The organism is Paenibacillus soyae (assembly GCF_024623455.1).
GTDB classification, from domain to species: domain Bacteria; phylum Bacillota; class Bacilli; order Paenibacillales; family Paenibacillaceae; genus Pristimantibacillus; species Pristimantibacillus soyae.
In genome coordinates, this window is the sequence record NZ_JANIPJ010000012.1 from 204,316 (window position 1) to 224,589 (window position 20,274).

Here is a 20,274-nt window from a genome sequence, read left to right on the forward strand (position 1 = left end):
ACCTCTTTGTTTTTGTTATATTGTTCCCTGAATGGCGAATAATGAATCGGTTTCGATATGAAACAGAAGATCGCCTTCATCTTGCCCGCAGCGGCAAGTGAAGGCGATCTTCTTCTACTTCTCTATCCTTATGAGATGAATGATTTCGCGGGCAGCATGAGCAAATATTGAATGGCGGCAAGCTCTTGCCTGTTCAGCTCCCGTGCCGAACCGTAGTCGTACAGACCGTCTTCCTCCGTCACTTCGCTGCCGTGAAGGCTAAGATCAATCAAGGTTTTGACGGCCTGCTCCGCCCATGAGGAGGTTCCGGGTACAAGCTCCGTCCGGCTCTCTTGCAGCTGATAGCCAGATAATTGAAGGATCCTCAGCGTAACCACTGCCGCTTCTTCGCGCGTGATCGGACGATTAGGCTCGAAGTTGCCGTCCCCGGTTCCCATAATCAGCTGAAGCTCGACGGCAGCCTGGATTTCCGCTTTATACGGCGAATCCGCAATATCCTTGAACGCAGGTTCGTTCGGGGATGCAGGAAGCCGGAACTGTTGAATCAACGAATGAACGAACTCAGCACGGGTCACTTCCTCTTCCGCTCCGAACGGCTGATCCGGGGTGTCGGGCAAAACGCCTAACGACTGCAGGCCATGGATATAAGACGCGTACGCGTGATCGGCAGGAATATCCGAAAAGCCTGCGCCTTCCGGCAGCTTGGAAGCGTAGCTGCCCGGATTGGTATATTTCGCATATAAGATACGGCCTTCGGCATCTTCTACGAATGCCAGCGGGTTGCCGTCTTCATCCACGAACAGAAGCTCCCCGGTCTGCTTCAACGTTTTCCATTCCCCCGCCGTATCGCCGGCGACTAGCTTACCATCCGCGCTAGCTTTGATATTCGTCAGCATAAACGAGATCCGCAGGTCCCTATAGATGCCTTCAAACCGCTCTAATTGTTGTTGGGACTGTATGGGGAAATCTGGATTTCCGAATGAAGCATCACCCGGATAAAACCGATCCATGAACGCTTCGAAAAACCGAAGGGTCATATCCGACTCCGTCGCGGCTGACAGGAACACCCCCGCATTCTCTTCCGGGAGCAAGAACATATAAGATTCGAAGCCGGGAATGCTTCCCCCTTTCGCGATGACCGGTTTGCCGTTGGCGGCCGCAATAGGCGCAGGAGCTTCGAAGCCGTATGCCATGTCCGGCACATCGGGGTGGATCGACAGATGGAAGGACGACATGGCCTGCAGCGAAGAGGCCGAAAGAATGGCTTTGCCGTCAGGACCCTTCCCATCATTCAGGAAGGCATTCATGAAGCGGGACATGTCGGCTGCGGTGGTCAGCATGCTGCCTTCCGGAAGAACGTCCGGCGATAGTCTGTAGTCGGGCAGCGGATTGCCGTCCATGCCGTATGTAACGGGCAGCCTGCCCGCAAGCTTGCCGGAAGGATCGAAGGAGCTGGACGTCATGCCGAGCGGCTTGAATATATGCTTGTCGACATAATCGACGAACGGTTCGCCGCTTACTTCCTGAACAATGTAACCGACTAACTGGGTGGCGAAGTTATCGTACATATAGGAAGTGCCGGGCTCTCTCACGACTGGCGGGAAGATCGAGAAGATGGATTCCTCCAATGATATCGGCTTCTGCGAAGGATTGAATAGGATGTTCTGATCCGTGGGGTCCCGGACTTCGAAGCCGGTGGAGTGCGTCAGAAGCATCTCTATGGTTACCGGCGTTTCGAAGGGGTTGCGAACCTCATAGCCGCCAAGGTACTTCTCGATATTATCGTCGATAGCGATTTTGCCTTGATCGACTAGCTGCATGAGCGCGGCCACGGCAAACACCTTCGCGACAGAGCCCACCCGGAACGTTGTTTGAGCGGGATCGATTGCTTTGCCGGATGCTTTGTCCGCCAAGCCATATCCTTTCTCCACCAACACGGTCCCATCCTTGACGACGGAAACGGAAATTGCGCTAGCCTCTTTCTTGACAGCAGCCGATGCCAAAAATTCGTCCAAAAACTTGGCAGCTTCCTGAGCATTTAGAGCCGGAATAACGCTTCTCTCTCCTTGAACGGTTCTCTCCTCCGCTAAGACGGTGACCGGCGACATCAATAAGGTCGCTGCAATGACACTTGAAGCCAATGGATACAATTTCACGGTTTCTCCTCCTTTTTTTTACAGTTCGATTTTATCATCCTCCTTCTCATTCGTTCACCGTCCTTGAGGCTAGATTCGACTGGTCTATGGTCTAGTCACATGAACGAATACAGCCATCTCCCCATCGGCTCGAACACGAATCGGTCCACATCGATAATCGATATGACCGGCAATTTCATGGAACGGGCAAGGCTCATATACATGCACATGCCGATGAACAGGACGAACAGCGCAAACTCCTTCTTGGATTGCTTCGCGAGATGCAGTCCTCCGCTTGCAACAAAAAAAACGCCGTAGAAGGCAACCATCATTCCTAGATTCATCGCGCCTTATTCCCCCTCCGGACTCTCTAGCTCCTTAAACGATTTATTGCTCACGCCGACGCGTTCGATGGTCACGCTGACCTTGGTCTCCATCTCGACCATTGGGAACAAGTCGTCCCATTCGTCTTTGACGGCCTCCCATTGCTTCGGAAACTTGCGGTGGATCACCGAGGCGAATCCCAGCACATCCGATTTATGACGGCGCGAGGCAAGCAGCGCGGCGCGGATGCTGCCCTCGATTTCCTTGGCCAGCTGCTTCTCCAGCCCGGCAATCACTTCCGGCTTATGAAGATCCAGCGGGCATTCGGTCTCTTCCAGCGTTCCATACGCATCGACGGCAATGGATATTGTAAATCCGCCGCCGTCGCCTTGCTTCGGCTCGACCTTCGTCTTGCTGCGCAGCAGCTCGAAGGTGGAATTCTTGTCTCCGGATTCCTCGCAGGAAAAAGCGATGTTGACCGTATTGACCTTATTCGTGATAAAGGCCACGCCAAGCGACTCCCTATGGTTCAACCAACCGACCAATTTATCTTCTTTCATAATGGCCAGCTGCCCCAATCGGAGCTTCGACGGCTGGCTGGTCTTGTTCGTCTGCTCCGTCGTCGTGACGTCCGGCGAGCCGGATACGAGAATTTCGGGCAGCAGAGCGCTCCTTGCATCGCCGACTATGCTGGATCCGTATTCGTATATTTTGACCGCGGGCAGCAGCGAACCGTTTTCACTCTGCAGACTTATGATTTCCTGTATGCCCTGGCCGGAGATGCGCGAGGAGGGCATGAGCTGCTCCAATATCCGTTTCGGACTCCCTTTCGTTACGAGCATATTGACCGTTTCCCTGGAATCGGGCTGGCGGAAATACACGTCCAGTATCGGGCTTAATCCTTTTTTGGCTGCCCTTTCGCTTACGACCATCACTCGGTTGTGCGCGAAATAAAGCCTCCGAGGACTTTCTAGAAGACTGTGCGCGACCGCTTCCCGGATCGTCCTGCCCTTCGTTGAATACACCGTTACCGGCGAGTGGCCCGAGCTTGACCCGGCGCCTCCCATACCCGAGGAGATGGAAGACGGGATAATGACTTGATAAGAGATGATCCATTGGTTGTCTTGGACGTCGAAGCCGGTGGCGGAAGTAATGGCGAGCTCGTTCAGCTCCTTCCTGTCCCAGCAGCCGGCCGTTATGATCGCAAGCGCGAGGACGAGCGCGATCCGAACCATTTTACCCGTCATTCTGCTCCCCCCTTCGATGTGCCGTCCGCTTCATGAACCACAGCGCGATGCCGAGCAGAAGCGGAATCGCGATGTTAGCGAGGAACAGATGCGGCGGACCGGCAAGCCGCATGAATTCGCTGAAGTCGGCCGTATTGTCCCAGGAATACAGAGCCGTCATTAAGGTGAATAATCCGAGCCCCAGCTGGATGGGGAGCTTGTTTTCAATACGAAATAGATCATTCAGGCAATGGGACGCCGCGAACATGAACAATGCTATTTTGACATACATGGTCGTAATCCACAGCGAAATGAACACAATCTCGAGCCGCTCCAGGAAATTCCCGATTTCCACCAGACTGACAACGGCAAAGCTAGGGTAGGCAACCAATTGAACCAGCTTCGGTCCGAAGATTAGAATGGCGAGCATCACCAGCAAGACGTTCCAAGTACCGGCGAGCAGGACGCCGGTAACGCTCGTTCGCATCAGATACTGCTTTTTGTTCAAAAAGGGGCCAATGATGAGCAGCACGGCGACCTCCGTCAGCCAAATAAACGGCGAGATGCTTCCTTTCAGAATGACGGGTACCGGCTTCTCCCCTACCGGCAGCAAGTAGGCGAAATGCAGGTCTTTACCTAGAAGCAGCAATCCGATAAAGGTAAGCACCACGTTAAGGAAAAAAACGATTAAAGTGACGCGGGCTATCGTTTCGAGACCGTGATAGACAGCGTAGAGAACCACGATCATGACGATTGAAACGATGATGAATACGGGCGTCCTCTGCAAAATTTCGTCCGCGATAAAAGTCGAGAACTCCTGAAGAGCGACGGCGGAGACGCTCACGTAGTACTTCGTGAGGAATAAACCGATGATCAAAGCCGCGATTCGGCCAAGGCGGCTTTCGATCCAACGTATAAACGACATGCCCGGATTTTGCAGCGTTAAATAGCCTATATAGAACGCCAGCCCCAAGCCGAGCAGCAGGCTGACCAGCACGGAAATCCAGGCGTCTTGAGCCGCTATCTTGGTAACGATCGCCGGGAGATACAGTAATCCCGTCGGCATTATCGCCAGCATAAGGAGAGCGGTCGCTTGCAGCGCCGTTATTTTTTCGGTAGCCTTCATCATCCGCGATCTCCTTCATGAGCTGGGTCCGTATTAGGCGGCTCTGGTTTCTGGCTTTTCCCCTGCCTGGTCTCCGCTTCGGGCTCGGAGACCAGCGTAGGCCGCTTGGACATCCTCCACCAAGGCGCGCGTATGAATACATCCTTCAAGTTGTTAATGGACAGAGGCGATACGGGAAGCAGATAGGGAATGCCGAACGAACGAAGACCCGCCATATGAATGAGCATGAACATCAGGCCGGACATAATGCCGAATAACCCGAACGTTCCGCCAAGAATCATCAATCCGAATCGGATGAGCCGCGAAGCCGCCGCCATGTTCATCGACGGTATAACGAAGTTGGCGATCGCCGTGAATGACACGACGATAACCATCGCCGCGGAGACCAAGCCTGCCTGAACGGCGGCCTGTCCGAGCACCAGAGCTCCTACGATTGAGATGGCCGAGCCGATAGCCCGCGGCATTCGCACGCCCGCTTCGCGCAGCACCTCGAACGTAATCTCCATAATGAAGGCTTCGACGATCGCAGGGAATGGCGTGCCTTCCCTCTGCGCGGCCAAGCTGATGAGCAGCGTTGTCGGGATCATCTCCTGGTGAAAGGTCGTAATGGCGATATACAAGGACGGCAGCAGCATGGAAGCCAGAAAGGAACCGTACCGGATCAATCGGAGGAAGGAAGCGATATCGAACCGTTGATAGTAGTCCTCGCTCGATTGGAAGAACCGGTTGAACGTTACCGGCGCCAGCAGCACGAACGGCGTGCCGTCCACGATGATCGCGATCTGTCCCTCGAGAATGCCGGCCGCGATGCCGTCCGGCCGCTCCGAATTTTGCAAAGTCGGGAACGGCGTATACGTGCGGTCTTGAATAAACTCCTCGATATACCCGCTCTCCAATATGCTGTCGGTATCGATGGTGCTCAGTCTGCGGGTGATCTCTTTAACGATTTTCTGATTGGCGATACCGTCCAAGTAGACGATGACGACGCTGGTTTGCGTTACTTCGCCGATTTTCTGCTGCACGAAACGCAGCTTCGGGGACTTGATCCTCCTGCGGAGGAGCGACATGTTTGTCTTTATATTTTCCGTAAAGCCTTCCTTCGGGCCGCGAATGACGGTTTGCGAGGTCGGTTCCTCTACTCCTCGTTCATCCCCTCCGGCCGTCTGCGCGGCAAGAGCCGTCTGGTATCCGTCCACCAGAATAATCGTATTCCCTTCGAGGAGAGATTGGATCACATGGTCGAACGTATCGATTTCGGCAATACTCCCCACTCCCAGAATCCGGTCCTTCATCAAAGCGTACAGACCGCGTTCATCGAACCTCTCGAACGCCTCTTCGGACAGCTCCTGTATGGGACGGACAATCTTGCTGTTCACGGTATCGTTATCGACAAGGCTGTCGATATAGACGAGCACTACCCGTTCGGCTCCTGCGCCTTCAGCCGAATAGGCTCGGAGGATGATGTCGGGGCTGGCCCCCAATTGATCTTGTATCCATGAAGCTGTTTCTTGTATGGTATTCGGGATTCGCGTCGGTTTTTTTTTCATATTCGAGCCCTCTTAAAATATTTTTTAAGAAGCATAACCAGAACGAGCGCCGCCGGGATCCAAATTTGAAAGATCGGAAAATGAAACACGACATTATATTTAAAGCCCGTCCACACTTGCTCCATATGGCTTCTGAATAGAAGACAGCCGATAAAAATCAAGGCGCCGATCGGGATTAACGCCTTCCTCCGCTTCATCTTGAACAACTCGGAGCATGCCAGAACCGCCGCCAAGAAATAGGTTGTCTGCTTGATAAACACGCCGGTGAATAACAGAATCGCGACGAACGGATCCATGCGTTCGATAATGCCCGCGATTTGAATAAAGCTTGTCCCCATCATGAACGGGATCGCGATGAGGAACGAGGTCGCGCTCAAGCTGGCTAGAATGATCATATTCGTGAAGATAATAAAAACGCCGGAGAACAAATAGCTGGCAAGCGTCACTCGGGACATATTCGGTTTGTTATTGTAATGGCTCCAGAACATAAGAAGCACAACCATTTCGCCGAACGGAAAGGAGATAACCTCTGGAATGGCGGCGTCGAAGACGGGCTTGATCCCATGCTCGAGGAGGGGTTCCAACCTCTCGAAATGGACGATGCCGCTGCTTAGCAAAGTGAGGATCAAGGCCGCGTAAATAAAGACGACGATCGGGAGCAAAAATTCCGTAATCCGGAAAAAAACCTCAAGTCCTTGATAAACCGCATATCCGGACAAAAATACAAGGATAAGCAGAATGACTGACAGAGGCGTATTCGGCAATAAATATACGATCATCAGATCCCCGAACTCCCGCACGTTTCGGATCGACTTGTAGCTAAAATAGAGGATATAGGCAGCTGCAATAATCGCGCCTGCATATTTGCCCATATAGGTTTGAAGAATCTGTACGAGATTTTTGCCGGGCTCCATCTTCTGAATCGGCAGCGTCACGAAAAGCAGCAGACAAAAACCGGCGATCATCGCGATCGACGTCGCGATCCAGGCGTCCTGCTTGGCGTTGCTGGCCAGCAGGAATAACGATGAGCTGCCGATTTGGAAGAGGATAATGCCGGACGCTAGCTGATAATGGCTGATTTTCTCCATGCCTTCACTTCCCCGCGGAATCATAATGAAGTAGCATCCCCTTAAATTTCCAATTATATGTATGGCCTCTTCAACGGACTCGGGTCCAGATCCAATCTCCGTCTGGGGTGCAGGGATCACACCGGACTCCGGACGGTTTATCCCTATTCTTCCATCCACTATGATAAAAATGGAAATAACAAGAAATAGAGATGAGGAGAGAAATGATGAAACGAAAAAGCCTTAACCGATCCCGGGCCTTACACGTACTTTGCGCATCCGTACTGGCTGCCAGTCTGTTATCCGTCCCCGCAGGTGTCTTTGCGGAGACGTCTCCTTCGCCCGCCTCCGCTTTGCAGCAATCAGCAGCTCCCGAGCTGAATGCGGCCCAAGTACAAGCCTTTGCTGATTCTTATTTCGCCCAACCTGAGGTGGCGGCCAAGCTCGCCGGCGCGCTTGCCGTCGTCGTGAAAGACGGTAAAGTGCTTCTGAACGCAGGCTATGGATACGCCGATTTGGCTACCAAGAAAAAGGTGGATCCCGATCGCACCTTGTTCCGCATGGCCTCGATTACGAAATCGGTGACCGCGACGGCGGTCATGCAGCTTGTAGAGCAAGAGAAAATCAGCTTGAACGACGACATTACCGCTTATATGCCGGGTGTCAAAATCGTCAATGAGGCGGATTCCCCCGTTACCGTCGAGCATTTGTTGACCCACACGACCGGCTTCGACTATACGGACGTTAATTCGGTTCCGCCCCATGTCGTGCAGAACGGCGAAGTATCGCTAGAGGATTTCTTGCGGGTTAATGGGCCTTCTGTCGTGCGTACCCCCGGGGATGTTTACCGATACGACAATCTCGCCTCTTCGATGCAAGGGTATATCGTACAGCAGGTATCGAAACAGCCTTTCGAGGAATACGTCGAGGAGCATATTTTCGATCCCCTAGAAATGAAAAACTCCGCATTCCGGATGGATCGGGACGTTCTCGCCAATCTGGCAACGGGTTACAACGCGGATCAAAAACCGATCGACGTATATCCGAACATGCCTACAATCGCCCCGGAAGGTGGAATGTTCGCCAGCGGCGCCGATATGGCGAACTTCCTAATCGCCCATTTAAATAAAGGGCAGTTCGGTTCGACACGAATCTTGGAAGAAGCTACGGCCAAGCTAATGCATGAGATCCATTATGATGCTGCCGGGGTCCCGCTCATGTCCTACGGCTTCGAGTCGTTCTTGCAGAGCAGCCATAACGGTCAGAACGTAATCGGCAAAGGCGGCGATTTGGCGGGCTATCACTCTTGGCTCTGGCTGCTTCCCGAGCAGAATGTCGGAGGACTAATTGTCGTCAATAGCGATGCAAGCGAATCGGTTCGGGAACAATTCTTCGACGCGTTCATGGATCATTTCTACCCGAAGAAGTCGGAGCAGGTGGAAGCTTTCCCTATCGAGCAAGCGCAGCTGTTACGCTTCGAAGGTACATATAGAAGCCTTCGGTCTCCCGTAATCGCCACCCAAGTGACGGCGGGCCAGGGCGAGCTTCTTGTCAAGGATGCCCTGGGCGATCATAAGCTGAAGCCGGTTGGCCCGATGCGGTTCGTCGACGAGGACGGAAAGCCAGCCGCATTCATGCTGGGAGAAGACGGCGAAGTTGCCTACCTGTACTACACGGCGATGGACAGCATGTCCGAGAAGCTGCCGAAGCCGGCGGTGTATGAAGATGTAGAGAACGGCCATCCTTATGCCGAAGACATCTATTTCCTCAGCCAGCTCCAGGTGTTCGGCCATGATGCGGATCACACGGAGTTCCGACCCGAAGAGCCGATAACCCGGGCGGAATTCGTCAGCATCATCACCCTGCTGTCCGGCGAGAAGCCGAGTGAGAGCGTAAGCAGCTTTAAGGATATGCAGGATCACCCGCTAGCCGGCTACGTGCAGAACGTCGCCAATATGGGCGCGATCGCCGGCATGCCTTCCGGAAATTTCGAGCCGGATCGCGCGATTACGCGTCAGGAAGCGGCCGTCATTATTTACCGCACGGCTCGCCTATCGCTTGGCGCGACGGCTGTCCCCGCCGAGCTCGGCGTTAAACCTGCCGTTTGGGCCGACGAGGCGGTGCAATTCATGGTCGGCGCGGGATTACATGGAAGCGATGTGACGGTGGACGCGAACGGCGCAGCGAATTACCGTCCGACCGACACGCTCTTGCGCAAGGAAGCGGCCGCGATCTACTCCAGGCTGATCCAACAAATATTCGGTTTTTAATCGATACAAAAAAGAGAAGCTGCTTGGATAAGCGGCTTCTCTTTCTATTTGCGCTATTGCGAATGATTAAGGTCTATGGCACACGTCAGCCGGCCGAGGAAGCCAGTTCCTCGTCATCCGCCTCCGTACGCTCTACGAGGCGGTCCGACCGGATCGTCTGATGCCCGTAATCGTAGATTGCCCCAGCAACGATGAGCAGCCGGAGCGATTCGTCGCCGCCTTCGTTGGAGCAGTTTCTTGCGTGCTTGATGAACGTATTGTTCGCTTCCTCCACCGTATCCGATTTCCAGCTTCCGGGCTTCACCTTCTCTTCGAATTTGAGCAGGACATGCTCGTTGAACTTGATCAGCATTTCCAAATGGCGATCGTAATTCGAATTGATGTCCGGCGTCCGGCTCGATTGGAAATAATGCTCCTGCACGGCTTCCAGCACTTCGAAGCCCTTCTGCAGATTATGAAGCAGCTGCTTATAGACGACGATCTGGCGCTTCTGCCGGTATTTCGCCCGCTTCAGCTTCTTGAGCTCTTCTTCGAGGAGCTTGTATTTATCGGTCATGGCGCGCAGACCGTCCTCGAGCTCCTCTTTCTGCTCCCGGAACACCTTCTCCTTCATCTCGTCGGATATCGCGGTGCGCAGCAGCAACGAAAGCTGATTGAATACGGTATGGATCTGCTTATTGAATTGCTCCCTGGGGTCCGGCGGAATAAATGCAATATTAAGCAAAAATGCCGATACGATGCCGATCATGCTGAGCAAGAAGCGGTTTAACGCGAATTCCCACTGCCCGGAAGCTTCCATCACGGCTACGACCGTAACCAGAGTCAAACCAATGGAATCTCCCATTCCGATCTTCATGCAGAGCATGATGACGAGTATGCAGACCACGCCGATGGCGATGGGCTCGTTCGAGAAGTAGGTTCCGGCTAATAGAGCAATAACGGCGCCTAACGTGTTGGCCTGCACCTGCTCGAGGAAATGCCGCCAGGACCGGTAGATCGAGGGCTGAAGCGCGAAGATAGCCGCAACCGCCGCGATGACCGGAGGAGTGAAATTGAGCCATATACTGACGTATAAGGCGAGCGTGACCGCGATTCCGGTCTTGAGCATGCGTGCTCCGAATGTCAAAGGTTGCCCCTCCTTGGATGAGTTCGTTCGAACTTATTGTATCAGAGGCAACCGGGCGATTCCAATATGAGCCATTCGATGGTCTGCCGCGCTTTAGAAATCCACGTAGAACGGATGAAGCTTCTCGTCTAAACAAAATTCGATTCTCTGCCGGAAATTGTTCCAGGTTACCATCTCAAGCGCGGTCTCAATAGGGAAAAAACCGACTTCGAGCGATTCGGGAGAAGTCGTGCACGCGCCGCCGATCGGTTTGCCCAAGAACAGCGTGTTGCATATGGACCTCTGCACATTTTGAAAAATGCCGCAAAATTGGGTTATCTCGATTTCGATGCCGCTCTCTTCCTTCGTTTCCCTGATCGCCGCTTCTCGAATCGATTCACCCTCCTCCACCTGTCCGCCGGGCATTTCCCAGCCTCTCCGAGGACCTTTGATTAACAAAATCTCGTTTCGCTCGTTCAGCACGATCGCCGCAGCGGATACGATATGCTTCGGAACCATGTCATCGACCTCCTCTATCATCATGAAGAATCATATGCTTTTCCTTTACATCGTAACGCACAACAGAGTCAAAATTAATCTTTCGTTGCTGACGCACCGCTTACATCTCAATGATATGGCATACCTATGGACACGAAAAAACCAGCGAACGGCTTGTTCGCTGGTTTGCAAAACCCTATTGAGCGCCGACGACTTTATGGGGAACGTACAGCTCTTCGAGCGACGCGATTTCCTCCTGCGTCAACGTGAGTCCTAACGCACCGACCGACTCTTCAAGCTGAGCGATGCTCGTAGCTCCGATAATCGGAGCGGTCACAGGCTCCTTTTGCAGCAGCCAAGCTAGCGAGATATGCGCGCGCGGGACTCCGCGCTGTTCGGCGATGACCGTCACTCGATCCGCTACCAACCTATCTACATCTGCCGTCGCGTCGTATTTCCACTTCTGGGCTTGGTCGGTTTCGGAACGGTGGGTCGTTTCGGTCCAGGCTCTTGCCAGCCTGCCCGAAGCGAGGGGGCTGTAAGGAATGACGCCGATCTTCTCCGCTCTGCAGAGCGGCATCATCTCACGCTCCTCTTCGCGGTAAATCAGGTTCATATGATTCTGCATGGACACGAACCGCGTCCAGCCGTGCTTCTCCGCAACATGGAGCGCCTTCAGGAACTGCCAAGCGTACATCGCGGACGCTCCTATGTACCGGGCTTTCCCCGCCTTTACCACGTCATGGAGAGCCTCCATGGTTTCTTCGATCGGCGTGTTGTAATCCCAGCGATGAATTTGATACAGGTCCACGTAATCCGTGCCGAGCCGCTTCAGGCTTTTATCGATTTCGCTCATGATCGCTTTACGGGAAAGGCCGGCCCCGTTCGGTCCCTCGTGCATGCGGAAATGAACCTTCGTCGCGATAACGATTTCGTCCCGATCGGCGTAATCCTTCAGCGCGCGTCCGACGATCTCCTCGCTGGAGCCGTGAGAATAAATATTCGCCGTATCAAAAAAGTTGATGCCGAGATCCAGAGCTTTCTTGATAATCGGACGACTGTTTTCTTCGTTCAATACCCAAGGATGAGTCCACCGCTCGGCTACGCCGAAGCTCATGCAGCCCAAGCAAATCCGGGAAACATCCAAGCCGGTATTGCCCAACTTCACGTATTCCATTCCGATAACCTCCATACGCAGCGTGATTGCAAGGCGTCAATGGTTCGCTTCAACGACCATCATCCGCCGTGCTTAACCATTATCGCACCTGGAGCTAACTCCAAGTCAAGAGCCAAGGCTAAACGTCGAGTACGCTTTCCTGCCGAATGCCGCTTGCTTGGACCTTATCATCAGCCATGCCGCCTTCGGCTTCGCGAAGTTTCTTGCGCCCGCGCCATCTGGTCAGCGCCAGCGCGCCGCGAACATATTCGTCGAGAATCATCGCGATATAAATGCCGGTCAGCCCCCAGCCGAGCCCGATCCCGAACCAATAAGAGACGCCGGTGGCGATGATCGTCAGCGACCCGAGCGAGATCCACATCGTAAACCGGGTATCGCCAACGGCGTTCAACGCATTCTGGATCGCCATGTTCAGCATTTTGCCCGGCTGCAGCAAAATATTGAGGCCAAGCAAGGACACGCCGAATGCCACGATAGTTTCATCCTTCGTGAACAAGCCAAGCACGGGCTTGCCAAGCAAATAGATGACGGCCGCGTTGACGATGACGATGCCAAGACCAATGAAGAGCGCGCGATACGCCGTCCGGTAAGCCTCCTGCATTCGTCCTGCTCCGAACAGATGGGCGATCTGAATTTGCAGCGCCAAGGCAATCGAGTAGCCGAGCATGAAGCAGAACGACTCCAGCGTATTCATATACGTGCGGGCCGCTAGCTCGGCCGCTCCGATCATGGCGATGTACGCGTAAATCGCCAGCTGTGAGAAGACCCAACATGACATGTTAACCCCGAGCGGCCAGCCGATGCGGAGAATTTCGCCGAACAAACCCCGGTGGAACTGCTTCAGATCGCGCACGCGAATCGGACGTTCGAAAGCATGCAGGAACATGAACAGAAGCACGAGCACCGCGAGCAGTCTGCATATAACGGTTGATAAAGCAACTCCGAGCAGCCCCCACTTCGGAAATCCCCATGCCCCGAATATAAACGCGTAGTTGAGCGCCACGTGCACTACGTTCATGCCGATCGCGATGTACATCGGGCCTTTCGTGTTGCCGGTGTTGCGAATCGCCGTGTTCAGCGCCGACATCACCGCGACGAGCACCATCCCTCCGCCGACGATCGAGACGTAAGTCTCCGCCAGCGGCAGCAGCTCCTCCGGCAGCTGCAGCCATGCGGAGATCGGCCTTGGGAACAGATATAACACCGCGCTGAGCGCGAGGCCGATTCCGAAGCTGACCGTCAGCGACATGATGCCGATCGTTCGGGCGTCCTCGTTCTTGCGCGCTCCCAGCTTCTGCGCGATCAGAATGCCCGCTCCGCTCGCGACCGTCACGAACAACGTCGTCACGGCCGAAAATAATTGATTGGAGAAGCCGACGACCGCAACCGCGTCATCGGAAATGCGGCTGACCATCAGCGTGTCCGCCGCCCCCAGCAAAAACTGCAGGAACAATTCGATAAATATGGGCCACGCGAGCGCCCATAAGGTTAATTTTTTGGCCGTATTCTTCATGATCCCATCCTCCAGCGCAAACGTTAAGGACTGGCCTCGTTTGCTCGATGTCATCTAGAATTATAGATGGTATACTGAAAAAGATGGTTCAATTTTTCAACCGAAACTTTCAATATACAAACCTGTCAGGGAGGGATTCCTCTTGAGTATGATCGAGCTGACGATTCCGCCTCTCCCCTACTACATAATCGGCGGGCATACCGTTATGCCGCCGGGGCGGCGGCATCCGAGCCGTAGAGCCATTGGCGTATTCGATCTTATCGTCGTTATGAAGGGCTGTCTCTACATGGGAGAAGAAGATCGGCAGTTCGAGGTACGCGCGGGGCAGGCCCTCATCCTTCGTCCGGATGCGGAGCATTTTTCGACGCGCGCTTGCGAGGAGGATACGGAATATTATTGGGCGCATTTCCGCACGCTCGGGGAGTGGTCGTTCTCGGATTATCCGCTTACCTTCGCCCGGCTTAGCGACTCGGCGGAGCCGATTCCGACGGCCGAGCAATTCGCGCCGCGCACATTCGTGAAGCGACTGCCCCAATTCGCGAAGGCGGCCAAGCTGACCGTGCTGGAAAGCAAGCTGAGGCAGCTCGCGCAGATGAGCGTTAACGACCATATTCACGGCGTGCGCTGGAAGCAGCAGCTCGTATTCCAGGAGGTGGTCGATCTGCTGTCCGAATCGATCGAAGCGAGATCGCCGACTCCTGCCTTGGTCTGCGCCGAGAAGGCCGCTTCCTATTTGCGGGAGCATTACCGGGAGGACATAACCGCGCAGTCGCTAGGAGAAAGCATCAACTTCCATCCCGTCTATATCGCCCGCTGCATGAAGAGGGAATTCGGCTGCTCTCCGTTCGATTATTTGCTGCGCTTCCGCATCCAGCAGGCCAAGCTGCTTCTCTTGCAGACGGACTTGTCCATCTCGCGCGTCGCCGAGGAAGTCGGCTTCAACCAGCCGGCCTACTTTGCGACCTGCTTCGCGCGCTTCGAGGGCTTATCCCCTCGCCTGTACCGCCAGCGCTTCTCGATGAGCTAAGAAGCGCCGGCGACCAAATAACAACCCGTATCCAGCGTTGCAGCTTATTTCAGTCCTTCTCGTCATATCTTCTCATGACGATAACCGCGTTGTGACCGCCGAAGCCGAATGAATTGGACAGTCCAATCCTGAGGCTTGCTTTCCGCGCCTTGTTCGGGACATAGTCGAGATCGCATGCCGGATCGGGATTATGCAGGTTAATCGTCGGCGGAATAACGCCCTCCTGCAAGCTTTTCGCGAGAGCAATCGCTTCCACCCCGCCTGCCGCGCCGAGAAGATGACCCAGCATGGATTTGTTCGCCGTAACCGGCACCTTGTACGCCGCTTCGCCGAACAGTCGCTTAATCGCGGCCGTCTCCGATAGGTCGCCCAGCTCCGTGCTCGTGGCATGGGCGCTGATGACGTCCACTTCATCCGGCGTAACGGCCGCATCGAGCATGGCTTCGCGCATCGACCGGAACGCGCCCGTCCCTTCCGGATGCGTCGCGACCATGTGATAGGCATCCGAGCTGGCCCCGTACCCAATCACTTCCGCATAGATGCGCGCGCCGCGCTTCAGCGCATGAGTCAAAGATTCCAGAACGAGAATCCCTGCTCCTTCTCCCATAACGAAGCCGTCCCGGTCGCGGTCGAACGGCCGGCTGGCCGACTCGGGGCTATCGTTCCGCGTCGACACTGCCGTTGCATTCGAGAAGCTGGCCAGAGCTATCGGAGTAACGGCCGCTTCGGCTCCTCCCGCGATAATGACATCCGTTCTTCCGGATTGGATCCGGTGGAAAGCCTCGCCGATCGCCGTGTTCCCAATGGAGCAAGCGGTAACCGGCGATAAAGTCGGCCCGTAGACCCCGAGCCTGATGCTGATCATTGCCGCGGCCATATTCGAGATCATCATCGGAACGAGCGTAGGGCTGACCTTGCCGACGCCCCGATCTCGCATAATAGCATGCTGGTCGACCAGCGTCTGTATGCCTCCAATGCCGGATCCGACATAGACGCCTACGCGCTCGCGGTCAATCTGATCCAGCTCCAGACCGGCGTCAAGCACCGCCTGATCGGCCGCTGCAACGGCGAATTGGCAGAAGCGGTCCATCCGGCGCGCTTCCTTGACGCCGAACAGCTCCTTCCCGTCGAAGCCTCGAACGAGCGCGGCGATCGTCGCCTTCTGTCCCTCCGCCTCGAAGCTGTCGATCCTCGTTACTCCGGATTTTCCATCCAGAAGATTCTCCCACAATTGATTTACGCTGTTGCCCAGCGGCGTAATAGCCCCCATACCTGTTATGACGACGCGTTCCATCCGTATCCCTCCATATTCGAATTGACTATGGAGATATCGTGCCATAGCATGTATCCTATTACAAGTTGTCGTTTATCCTAGTATAATTAGTACCAGCATATAATACGTCGAGGTGAACAAAATGAATCGTCAAACCAGGCTGCAGGCTTTATCCGGATTTCTCAAACAGGCAAGGTCGCGTATCTCTCCTTCTTCGGTCGGCTTGCCAGAAGGCGCCCGCCGGCGCACGCCGGGCTTGCGGCGGGAGGAAGTCGCACAGCTTGCGGGCGTCAGCTCGACTTGGTACACCTGGCTTGAGCAAGGCCGCGACATTAAAGTGTCCGCCTTCGTGCTGGACTGTATAGCAACAGCCCTGCAGCTGACGGCGGACGAGAGGAAATACGTATTTTCGCTGGCGCTCGAAGCCGGACCGGTCGTCCGGCCCCCTAAGGAAGAGGTTGCGCAGATCAGCCCCTCCCTTCGCAAAATCATACAAGACCTTCGCAGCTGCCCGGCGATTATCTCCGACCGCCGCTGTCATATCGTCGGCTGGAACGAGGCAGCCGCTCATGTATTCCTCGATTTCGAGCAAATCCCCGCCGACCAGCGCAATATGATCCGGCTATTGTTCTCGCGGCGGGAGTTCAAGCGCCTGGCCGGCAATTGGGAGCAATTCGCCAGCGGCTTTCTGGCTATGTTCCGCGCTTATTACGGACAATATGTAGAGGATGAATGGTACGTGCAATTCCTTCGCGAGATGATAGAGACGTACCCGGAATTCCAGAGCTACTGGGAAGGGAGCGAAGTTAGCTTTGCGCCCGAGGTTGCGCTCGAATTCCGCCATGCGAAAGCCGGCAAAATGCTGTTCCATCTGACATCGCTGCAAGTGCACGGCAATACCGATCTGCGCTGCAGCATCTATACGCCCGCGCCGGATACGAGCACCGAATCGAAGATGCTGACGTTAATGATGGGACACTAACGAGAGGCGCTTTATGCGGAGAACACCTCCCATTAAAGCTTTTCCCAGATGCCTTTCAAAATGTTCTTCAGCAATAACGACTGCTGCCAACGGTCGCTGATCTCTTGCGTCCTGCCGGCATGCTCGTCGATTGTAATCGCATACGGTGCAGGTCCAAGCTCGCAAACGACGGGCAGCTTGCTCTTAGGCTCGGCGTTTGCGACCCAGTCCGACATGCCTTTCCGCCACCATTGCTTGAACCGAGGAACGATGGGATGCTCTCCGTTTTCGCCAATGCCGACCTGAACCTGCTCCCCATTCGATATCCTTGCATGGATAGACGACGTTTGCTCCAATAAGATGCTTAGAAGTCTATCCGCCTCTTCGTCCGGCGAGTGCATCTCCCCCGCTACGACATAATGGGAGAAATCGATTGTCAGGGGAAGGCGGCCAAGACGTTTCACATAATTTGCGGTACGGATGAGATCTTGCGTGATGGTGCCGCGATGCGTCTCGATGTAGACCGGAATACGATACTCGGCCGAACAGGCAAGCATTTCGCTAAGCAGCTTTTCCGCGGATTCATCGATCAGGAACGGAGTCAGCACTTGCGCGTTCACAAAATCAATGCCACCGGTCTGTTTAACATTCTCAAGAAACGCTCTTAAATCCGCAGTGGATTTGGGGTAAGCATTAACTCCGAAGGATAGCTCGTATCGCTCCATTAAATTTCTCCAGTCGGACGCTTCTTCCTGGGACGGAACAAAACCGTTAATCCCATTGAATCCGGCTTCCGCAATTGCGGCTACCTTCTCTTCCTTCGTCCACTCACGGCCGTTCCGGCCGAAGCCGTTCATCGTCCACCAGGACATCTGGACGTCTAACGCCAGATCCTTATTTTTGATCATATTAGTTATGTTGCCACTCATGTAGAGCCTCAACCGCCTTCCCTATTCAAATCTTTCTATTCCGTCATTTAAATATTAGGCAGTTGCGAATCATCTTGAAAGTAACAATGACGCTATATGTTCACACTATCCTGCTGCATGAAAAGAAAAGCATCGTTATGCTATACTACATGAGACCAACTTTTATTAAACAGGAGGAACGACAATAATGCCCCACCTATTATTCCGCGGAGTCCCAGCCGAACGACTTCAATCCGTGGCCGAGCCATTAGTCGAACAGTTAGCCGTTATTTGCGATTGCGGAACAGATAACTTCACGATGAACTGCGTGCATGCAACCAACGTGTTCGGTGCGCTGCCGGGCGACCCCGCATTTGCTTTCGTCGAGGTAGGCTGGTTCGAAAGGGGCCGGGACGTTCGGGATCGATTTGCAGCAGCCGTGACCCGTTACGTCTCGCAGCTAGACATCCCTGAAGTCGAAATCGTATTCCATGCTTACCGCGAGGATAGCTATTACATAAACGGGAAGCCAGTGGAGTGATATCTCATCGCGAAACTGCAACAAAAAACAGCGGCAGCCTATGATCGTTTTCGATCTTAGGCTTGCCGCTGTTTCATCATTCTTAAGTACTCTTGACGCCATATTCGGCTTTCGGTTCGCGCGGCATCCTTCTCTTAAAGTTCGTGATCGCGACGCCAGCCAATATCAGCACTCCGCCGCCTATCTGCGCGGGCAGGATCGGATCGCCCAAAACGAAATGGCTGACAATAATGGCGATAAACGGCGGAATATTCATGAACATGGCGCTCATGGAAGCTCCGGCCACCGCTATGCCCGAGTTCCACCAGAAGCCCGCCAGCCCTTGGCCGATGACGGCGACGCTTACGAGCAACACCCACATGATGGCCTGCTGGCTAGCGTGAAGATCGCCGTTTAATGCTTCTACCGCCACAGCCGGAGACATAAGAATCGTGCCGATCACCGTGGAGTATATCGTCACCTCGTACGAGCTCATCGCTGTCGTCAACTTGCGTATGAACAACAGGCTCACCGACATGCCTAACATTGCCACCAGCAAATAAACGTCGCCGTGGGAAATTCCTAGCTCCTTGCCGCCGTACACCACGATGCAGACAACGCCGATCAGTGCCACAATGGCTCCGGTCAGCTTTTGCCCGGTGATCGCCTCTTTAAGGAAGATTCGCGACAGCAACGTGGTCGCGATCGGTGAAAGCGCGATGATTAGCGCGGCATTGCCGGCAGTCGACTCCCGCAAACCGGTAAAATAAAACAGCTGGTTGATCAGCGTGCCGGTAATGCCGGCCATAAGCAATAGGAACCATTCGCGTTTCGTCGGACGCCGCATCGATTTGTTGATGACAGCCACCGATATCAAAAAAAGAGACATAACGACCAATCGTGCAAAAGATAAAAATATCGGCGAAAAATCGCGAAGCATGTACGCGCTCGCCACATAGTTGCCTCCCCAAAGCAAGGAGACGCCCCATAATTTAAGAAATACCGTACGATCAGACATAAAATGAATAACTCCCATAGATCCATATTTCAAAACATCGGCTTCCCGTTCGACAATGATTATACGTTTTATCTACAACTATATTTATGGATTACCCCTCTATATGCTCTACACCACCTTAGGAAAATTTTTGAATTAATAATTTTGCAGTAAAAATAAACCCGCCGCAACATCATGCGACAGGTTTTGCAATCAAAGCTTAGTATGTACAATTGAAAAGTTGATCGGAAGCACATGCCATTCTGGAAATAATCTGGCAGAGAGGAAGGGATTCGAACCCTCGATACGCGGTTAACGTATACACGATTTCCAATCGTGCTCCTTCGACCACTCGGACACCTCTCTATAAGGTAGATCAACAAGGCTTGCGCCTTGAAAACTGGATACGAAAGTTTTAGCTGAATGATCTTTATGCTGAATTTGGGGCCCCCGCAAAGTAATCGGAATGATCATCGAAGCCTACGCTTCACTTTGTGGGGTATCTTAGGATAAGCCCTCGACCGATTAGTATTCGTCAGCTCCACACGTTGCCGTGCTTCCACCCCGAACCTATCAACCTCGTCGTCTTCAAGGGGTCTT

The 20,274-nt window shown here is 53.9% G+C and carries 17 protein-coding genes, 1 tRNA gene and 1 rRNA gene; 4 read left to right on the forward strand and 15 right to left on the reverse strand.

Annotated elements, in window-relative coordinates; genetic code table 11:
* Window positions 1–128: 128 nt before the first annotated feature.
* From NQZ67_RS17430 to NQZ67_RS17455, 6 genes are all read right to left on the reverse strand, one after another.
* Window positions 129–2,156 (reverse strand): serine hydrolase domain-containing protein, encoded by a 2,028-nt coding sequence (locus NQZ67_RS17430; protein WP_257448381.1) that lies wholly within the window; start codon window positions 2,154–2,156, stop codon window positions 129–131.
* Between the two features lie 95 nt (window positions 2,157–2,251).
* Complete coding sequence (locus NQZ67_RS17435) at window positions 2,252–2,479, reverse strand: hypothetical protein (RefSeq protein ID WP_257448383.1); 228 nt, start codon at window positions 2,477–2,479, stop codon at window positions 2,252–2,254.
* Window positions 2,480–2,485: 6 nt separating this feature from the next.
* Window positions 2,486–3,706, reverse strand: a complete 1,221-nt coding sequence (locus tag NQZ67_RS17440; protein ID WP_257448385.1) for a Ger(x)C family spore germination protein — start codon at window positions 3,704–3,706, stop codon at window positions 2,486–2,488.
* The gene (locus NQZ67_RS17445) at window positions 3,696–4,814 is read right to left on the reverse strand and encodes a GerAB/ArcD/ProY family transporter (protein ID WP_257448387.1); all 1,119 of its coding nucleotides are present in this window, start codon (window positions 4,812–4,814) and stop codon (window positions 3,696–3,698) included. The genes NQZ67_RS17440 and NQZ67_RS17445 overlap by 11 nt, the downstream gene beginning before the upstream one ends.
* Window positions 4,811–6,358: a spore germination protein gene (locus NQZ67_RS17450; RefSeq protein WP_257448389.1), complete on the reverse strand. Its 1,548-nt coding sequence runs from the start codon at window positions 6,356–6,358 to the stop codon at window positions 4,811–4,813. The genes NQZ67_RS17445 and NQZ67_RS17450 overlap by 4 nt, the downstream gene beginning before the upstream one ends.
* Complete coding sequence (locus tag NQZ67_RS17455; protein ID WP_257448391.1) at window positions 6,355–7,446, reverse strand: GerAB/ArcD/ProY family transporter; 1,092 nt, start codon at window positions 7,444–7,446, stop codon at window positions 6,355–6,357. Before NQZ67_RS17455 ends, NQZ67_RS17450 begins: the two co-directional genes overlap by 4 nt.
* A gap of 203 nt (window positions 7,447–7,649) precedes the next feature.
* Here NQZ67_RS17455 and NQZ67_RS17460 point away from each other — a divergent pair, with 203 nt between their 5' ends.
* On the forward strand, window positions 7,650–9,695 hold the full coding sequence (locus tag NQZ67_RS17460; protein ID WP_257448393.1) for a serine hydrolase domain-containing protein: 2,046 nt from the start codon (window positions 7,650–7,652) through the stop codon (window positions 9,693–9,695).
* Between the two features lie 85 nt (window positions 9,696–9,780).
* On the opposite strand, the gene NQZ67_RS17465 is transcribed toward NQZ67_RS17460, so the two are convergent.
* The 4 genes from NQZ67_RS17465 to NQZ67_RS17480 form a co-directional block, all read right to left on the reverse strand.
* Window positions 9,781–10,821, reverse strand: coding sequence for an FUSC family protein (locus NQZ67_RS17465; protein ID WP_257448395.1), 1,041 nt, complete (start codon window positions 10,819–10,821; stop codon window positions 9,781–9,783).
* A 93-nt stretch (window positions 10,822–10,914) separates the two neighbouring features.
* The gene (locus NQZ67_RS17470) at window positions 10,915–11,319 is read right to left on the reverse strand and encodes an NUDIX hydrolase (RefSeq protein WP_257448397.1); all 405 of its coding nucleotides are present in this window, start codon (window positions 11,317–11,319) and stop codon (window positions 10,915–10,917) included.
* 175 nt (window positions 11,320–11,494) lie between these two features.
* Entirely contained in the window at window positions 11,495–12,475 is a 981-nt protein-coding gene (locus NQZ67_RS17475) for an aldo/keto reductase (RefSeq protein WP_257448399.1), read from the reverse strand.
* 118 nt (window positions 12,476–12,593) lie between these two features.
* Entirely contained in the window at window positions 12,594–13,988 is a 1,395-nt protein-coding gene (locus tag NQZ67_RS17480) for an MATE family efflux transporter (protein ID WP_257448401.1), read from the reverse strand.
* A gap of 148 nt (window positions 13,989–14,136) precedes the next feature.
* Here NQZ67_RS17480 and NQZ67_RS17485 point away from each other — a divergent pair, with 148 nt between their 5' ends.
* On the forward strand, window positions 14,137–15,015 hold the full coding sequence (locus NQZ67_RS17485) for a helix-turn-helix transcriptional regulator (protein WP_306812937.1): 879 nt from the start codon (window positions 14,137–14,139) through the stop codon (window positions 15,013–15,015).
* A gap of 49 nt (window positions 15,016–15,064) precedes the next feature.
* On the opposite strand, the gene fabF is transcribed toward NQZ67_RS17485, so the two are convergent.
* Window positions 15,065–16,309 carry a beta-ketoacyl-ACP synthase II gene (gene fabF / locus NQZ67_RS17490; RefSeq protein ID WP_257448405.1) on the reverse strand — a complete coding sequence of 415 codons (1,245 nt, stop codon included), beginning with the start codon at window positions 16,307–16,309 and terminating at the stop codon, window positions 15,065–15,067.
* Window positions 16,310–16,430: 121 nt separating this feature from the next.
* On the opposite strand from fabF, the gene NQZ67_RS17495 reads away from it, so the two are divergent.
* Window positions 16,431–17,270 (forward strand): helix-turn-helix transcriptional regulator, encoded by an 840-nt coding sequence (locus tag NQZ67_RS17495; protein WP_257448407.1) that lies wholly within the window; start codon window positions 16,431–16,433, stop codon window positions 17,268–17,270.
* A gap of 32 nt (window positions 17,271–17,302) precedes the next feature.
* Here the strand turns inward: NQZ67_RS17495 and NQZ67_RS17500 are convergent, their stop codons facing one another.
* Entirely contained in the window at window positions 17,303–18,178 is an 876-nt protein-coding gene (locus tag NQZ67_RS17500; RefSeq protein WP_257448409.1) for a sugar phosphate isomerase/epimerase family protein, read from the reverse strand.
* Between the two features lie 187 nt (window positions 18,179–18,365).
* On the opposite strand from NQZ67_RS17500, the gene NQZ67_RS17505 reads away from it, so the two are divergent.
* Window positions 18,366–18,698 carry a DUF1904 family protein gene (locus NQZ67_RS17505; protein WP_257448411.1) on the forward strand — a complete coding sequence of 111 codons (333 nt, stop codon included), beginning with the start codon at window positions 18,366–18,368 and terminating at the stop codon, window positions 18,696–18,698.
* 82 nt (window positions 18,699–18,780) lie between these two features.
* Here the strand turns inward: NQZ67_RS17505 and NQZ67_RS17510 are convergent, their stop codons facing one another.
* From NQZ67_RS17510 to NQZ67_RS17520, 3 genes are all read right to left on the reverse strand, one after another.
* Window positions 18,781–19,695, reverse strand: coding sequence for a DMT family transporter (locus tag NQZ67_RS17510; RefSeq protein ID WP_257448413.1), 915 nt, complete (start codon window positions 19,693–19,695; stop codon window positions 18,781–18,783).
* A gap of 254 nt (window positions 19,696–19,949) precedes the next feature.
* Window positions 19,950–20,040 (reverse strand) — tRNA-Ser (locus NQZ67_RS17515).
* A 139-nt stretch (window positions 20,041–20,179) separates the two neighbouring features.
* Window positions 20,180–20,274 (reverse strand): 23S ribosomal RNA (locus NQZ67_RS17520); the annotation flags it as partial.

Bases quoted from the DNA above. Each gene is read 5' to 3' on its own strand.
- NQZ67_RS17435 (WP_257448383.1), bottom strand. From the start codon at position 2,479: ATGAATCTAGGAATGATGGTTGCCTTCTACGGCGTTTTTTTTGTTGCA.
- NQZ67_RS17440 (WP_257448385.1), bottom strand. From the start codon at position 3,706: ATGACGGGTAAAATGGTTCGGATCGCGCTCGTCCTCGCGCTTGCGATC.
- NQZ67_RS17445 (WP_257448387.1), bottom strand. From the start codon at position 4,814: ATGATGAAGGCTACCGAAAAAATAACGGCGCTGCAAGCGACCGCTCTC.
- NQZ67_RS17450 (WP_257448389.1), bottom strand. From the start codon at position 6,358: ATGAAAAAAAAACCGACGCGAATCCCGAATACCATACAAGAAACAGCT.
- NQZ67_RS17455 (WP_257448391.1), bottom strand. From the start codon at position 7,446: ATGGAGAAAATCAGCCATTATCAGCTAGCGTCCGGCATTATCCTCTTC.
- NQZ67_RS17460 (WP_257448393.1), top strand. From the start codon at position 7,650: ATGATGAAACGAAAAAGCCTTAACCGATCCCGGGCCTTACACGTACTT.
- NQZ67_RS17470 (WP_257448397.1), bottom strand. From the start codon at position 11,319: ATGGTTCCGAAGCATATCGTATCCGCTGCGGCGATCGTGCTGAACGAG.
- NQZ67_RS17475 (WP_257448399.1), bottom strand. From the start codon at position 12,475: ATGGAATACGTGAAGTTGGGCAATACCGGCTTGGATGTTTCCCGGATT.
- NQZ67_RS17480 (WP_257448401.1), bottom strand. From the start codon at position 13,988: ATGAAGAATACGGCCAAAAAATTAACCTTATGGGCGCTCGCGTGGCCC.
- NQZ67_RS17485 (WP_306812937.1), top strand. From the start codon at position 14,137: ATGATCGAGCTGACGATTCCGCCTCTCCCCTACTACATAATCGGCGGG.
- fabF (WP_257448405.1), bottom strand. From the start codon at position 16,309: ATGGAACGCGTCGTCATAACAGGTATGGGGGCTATTACGCCGCTGGGC.
- NQZ67_RS17495 (WP_257448407.1), top strand. From the start codon at position 16,431: ATGAATCGTCAAACCAGGCTGCAGGCTTTATCCGGATTTCTCAAACAG.
- NQZ67_RS17500 (WP_257448409.1), bottom strand. From the start codon at position 18,178: ATGAGTGGCAACATAACTAATATGATCAAAAATAAGGATCTGGCGTTA.
- NQZ67_RS17505 (WP_257448411.1), top strand. From the start codon at position 18,366: ATGCCCCACCTATTATTCCGCGGAGTCCCAGCCGAACGACTTCAATCC.
- NQZ67_RS17510 (WP_257448413.1), bottom strand. From the start codon at position 19,695: ATGTCTGATCGTACGGTATTTCTTAAATTATGGGGCGTCTCCTTGCTT.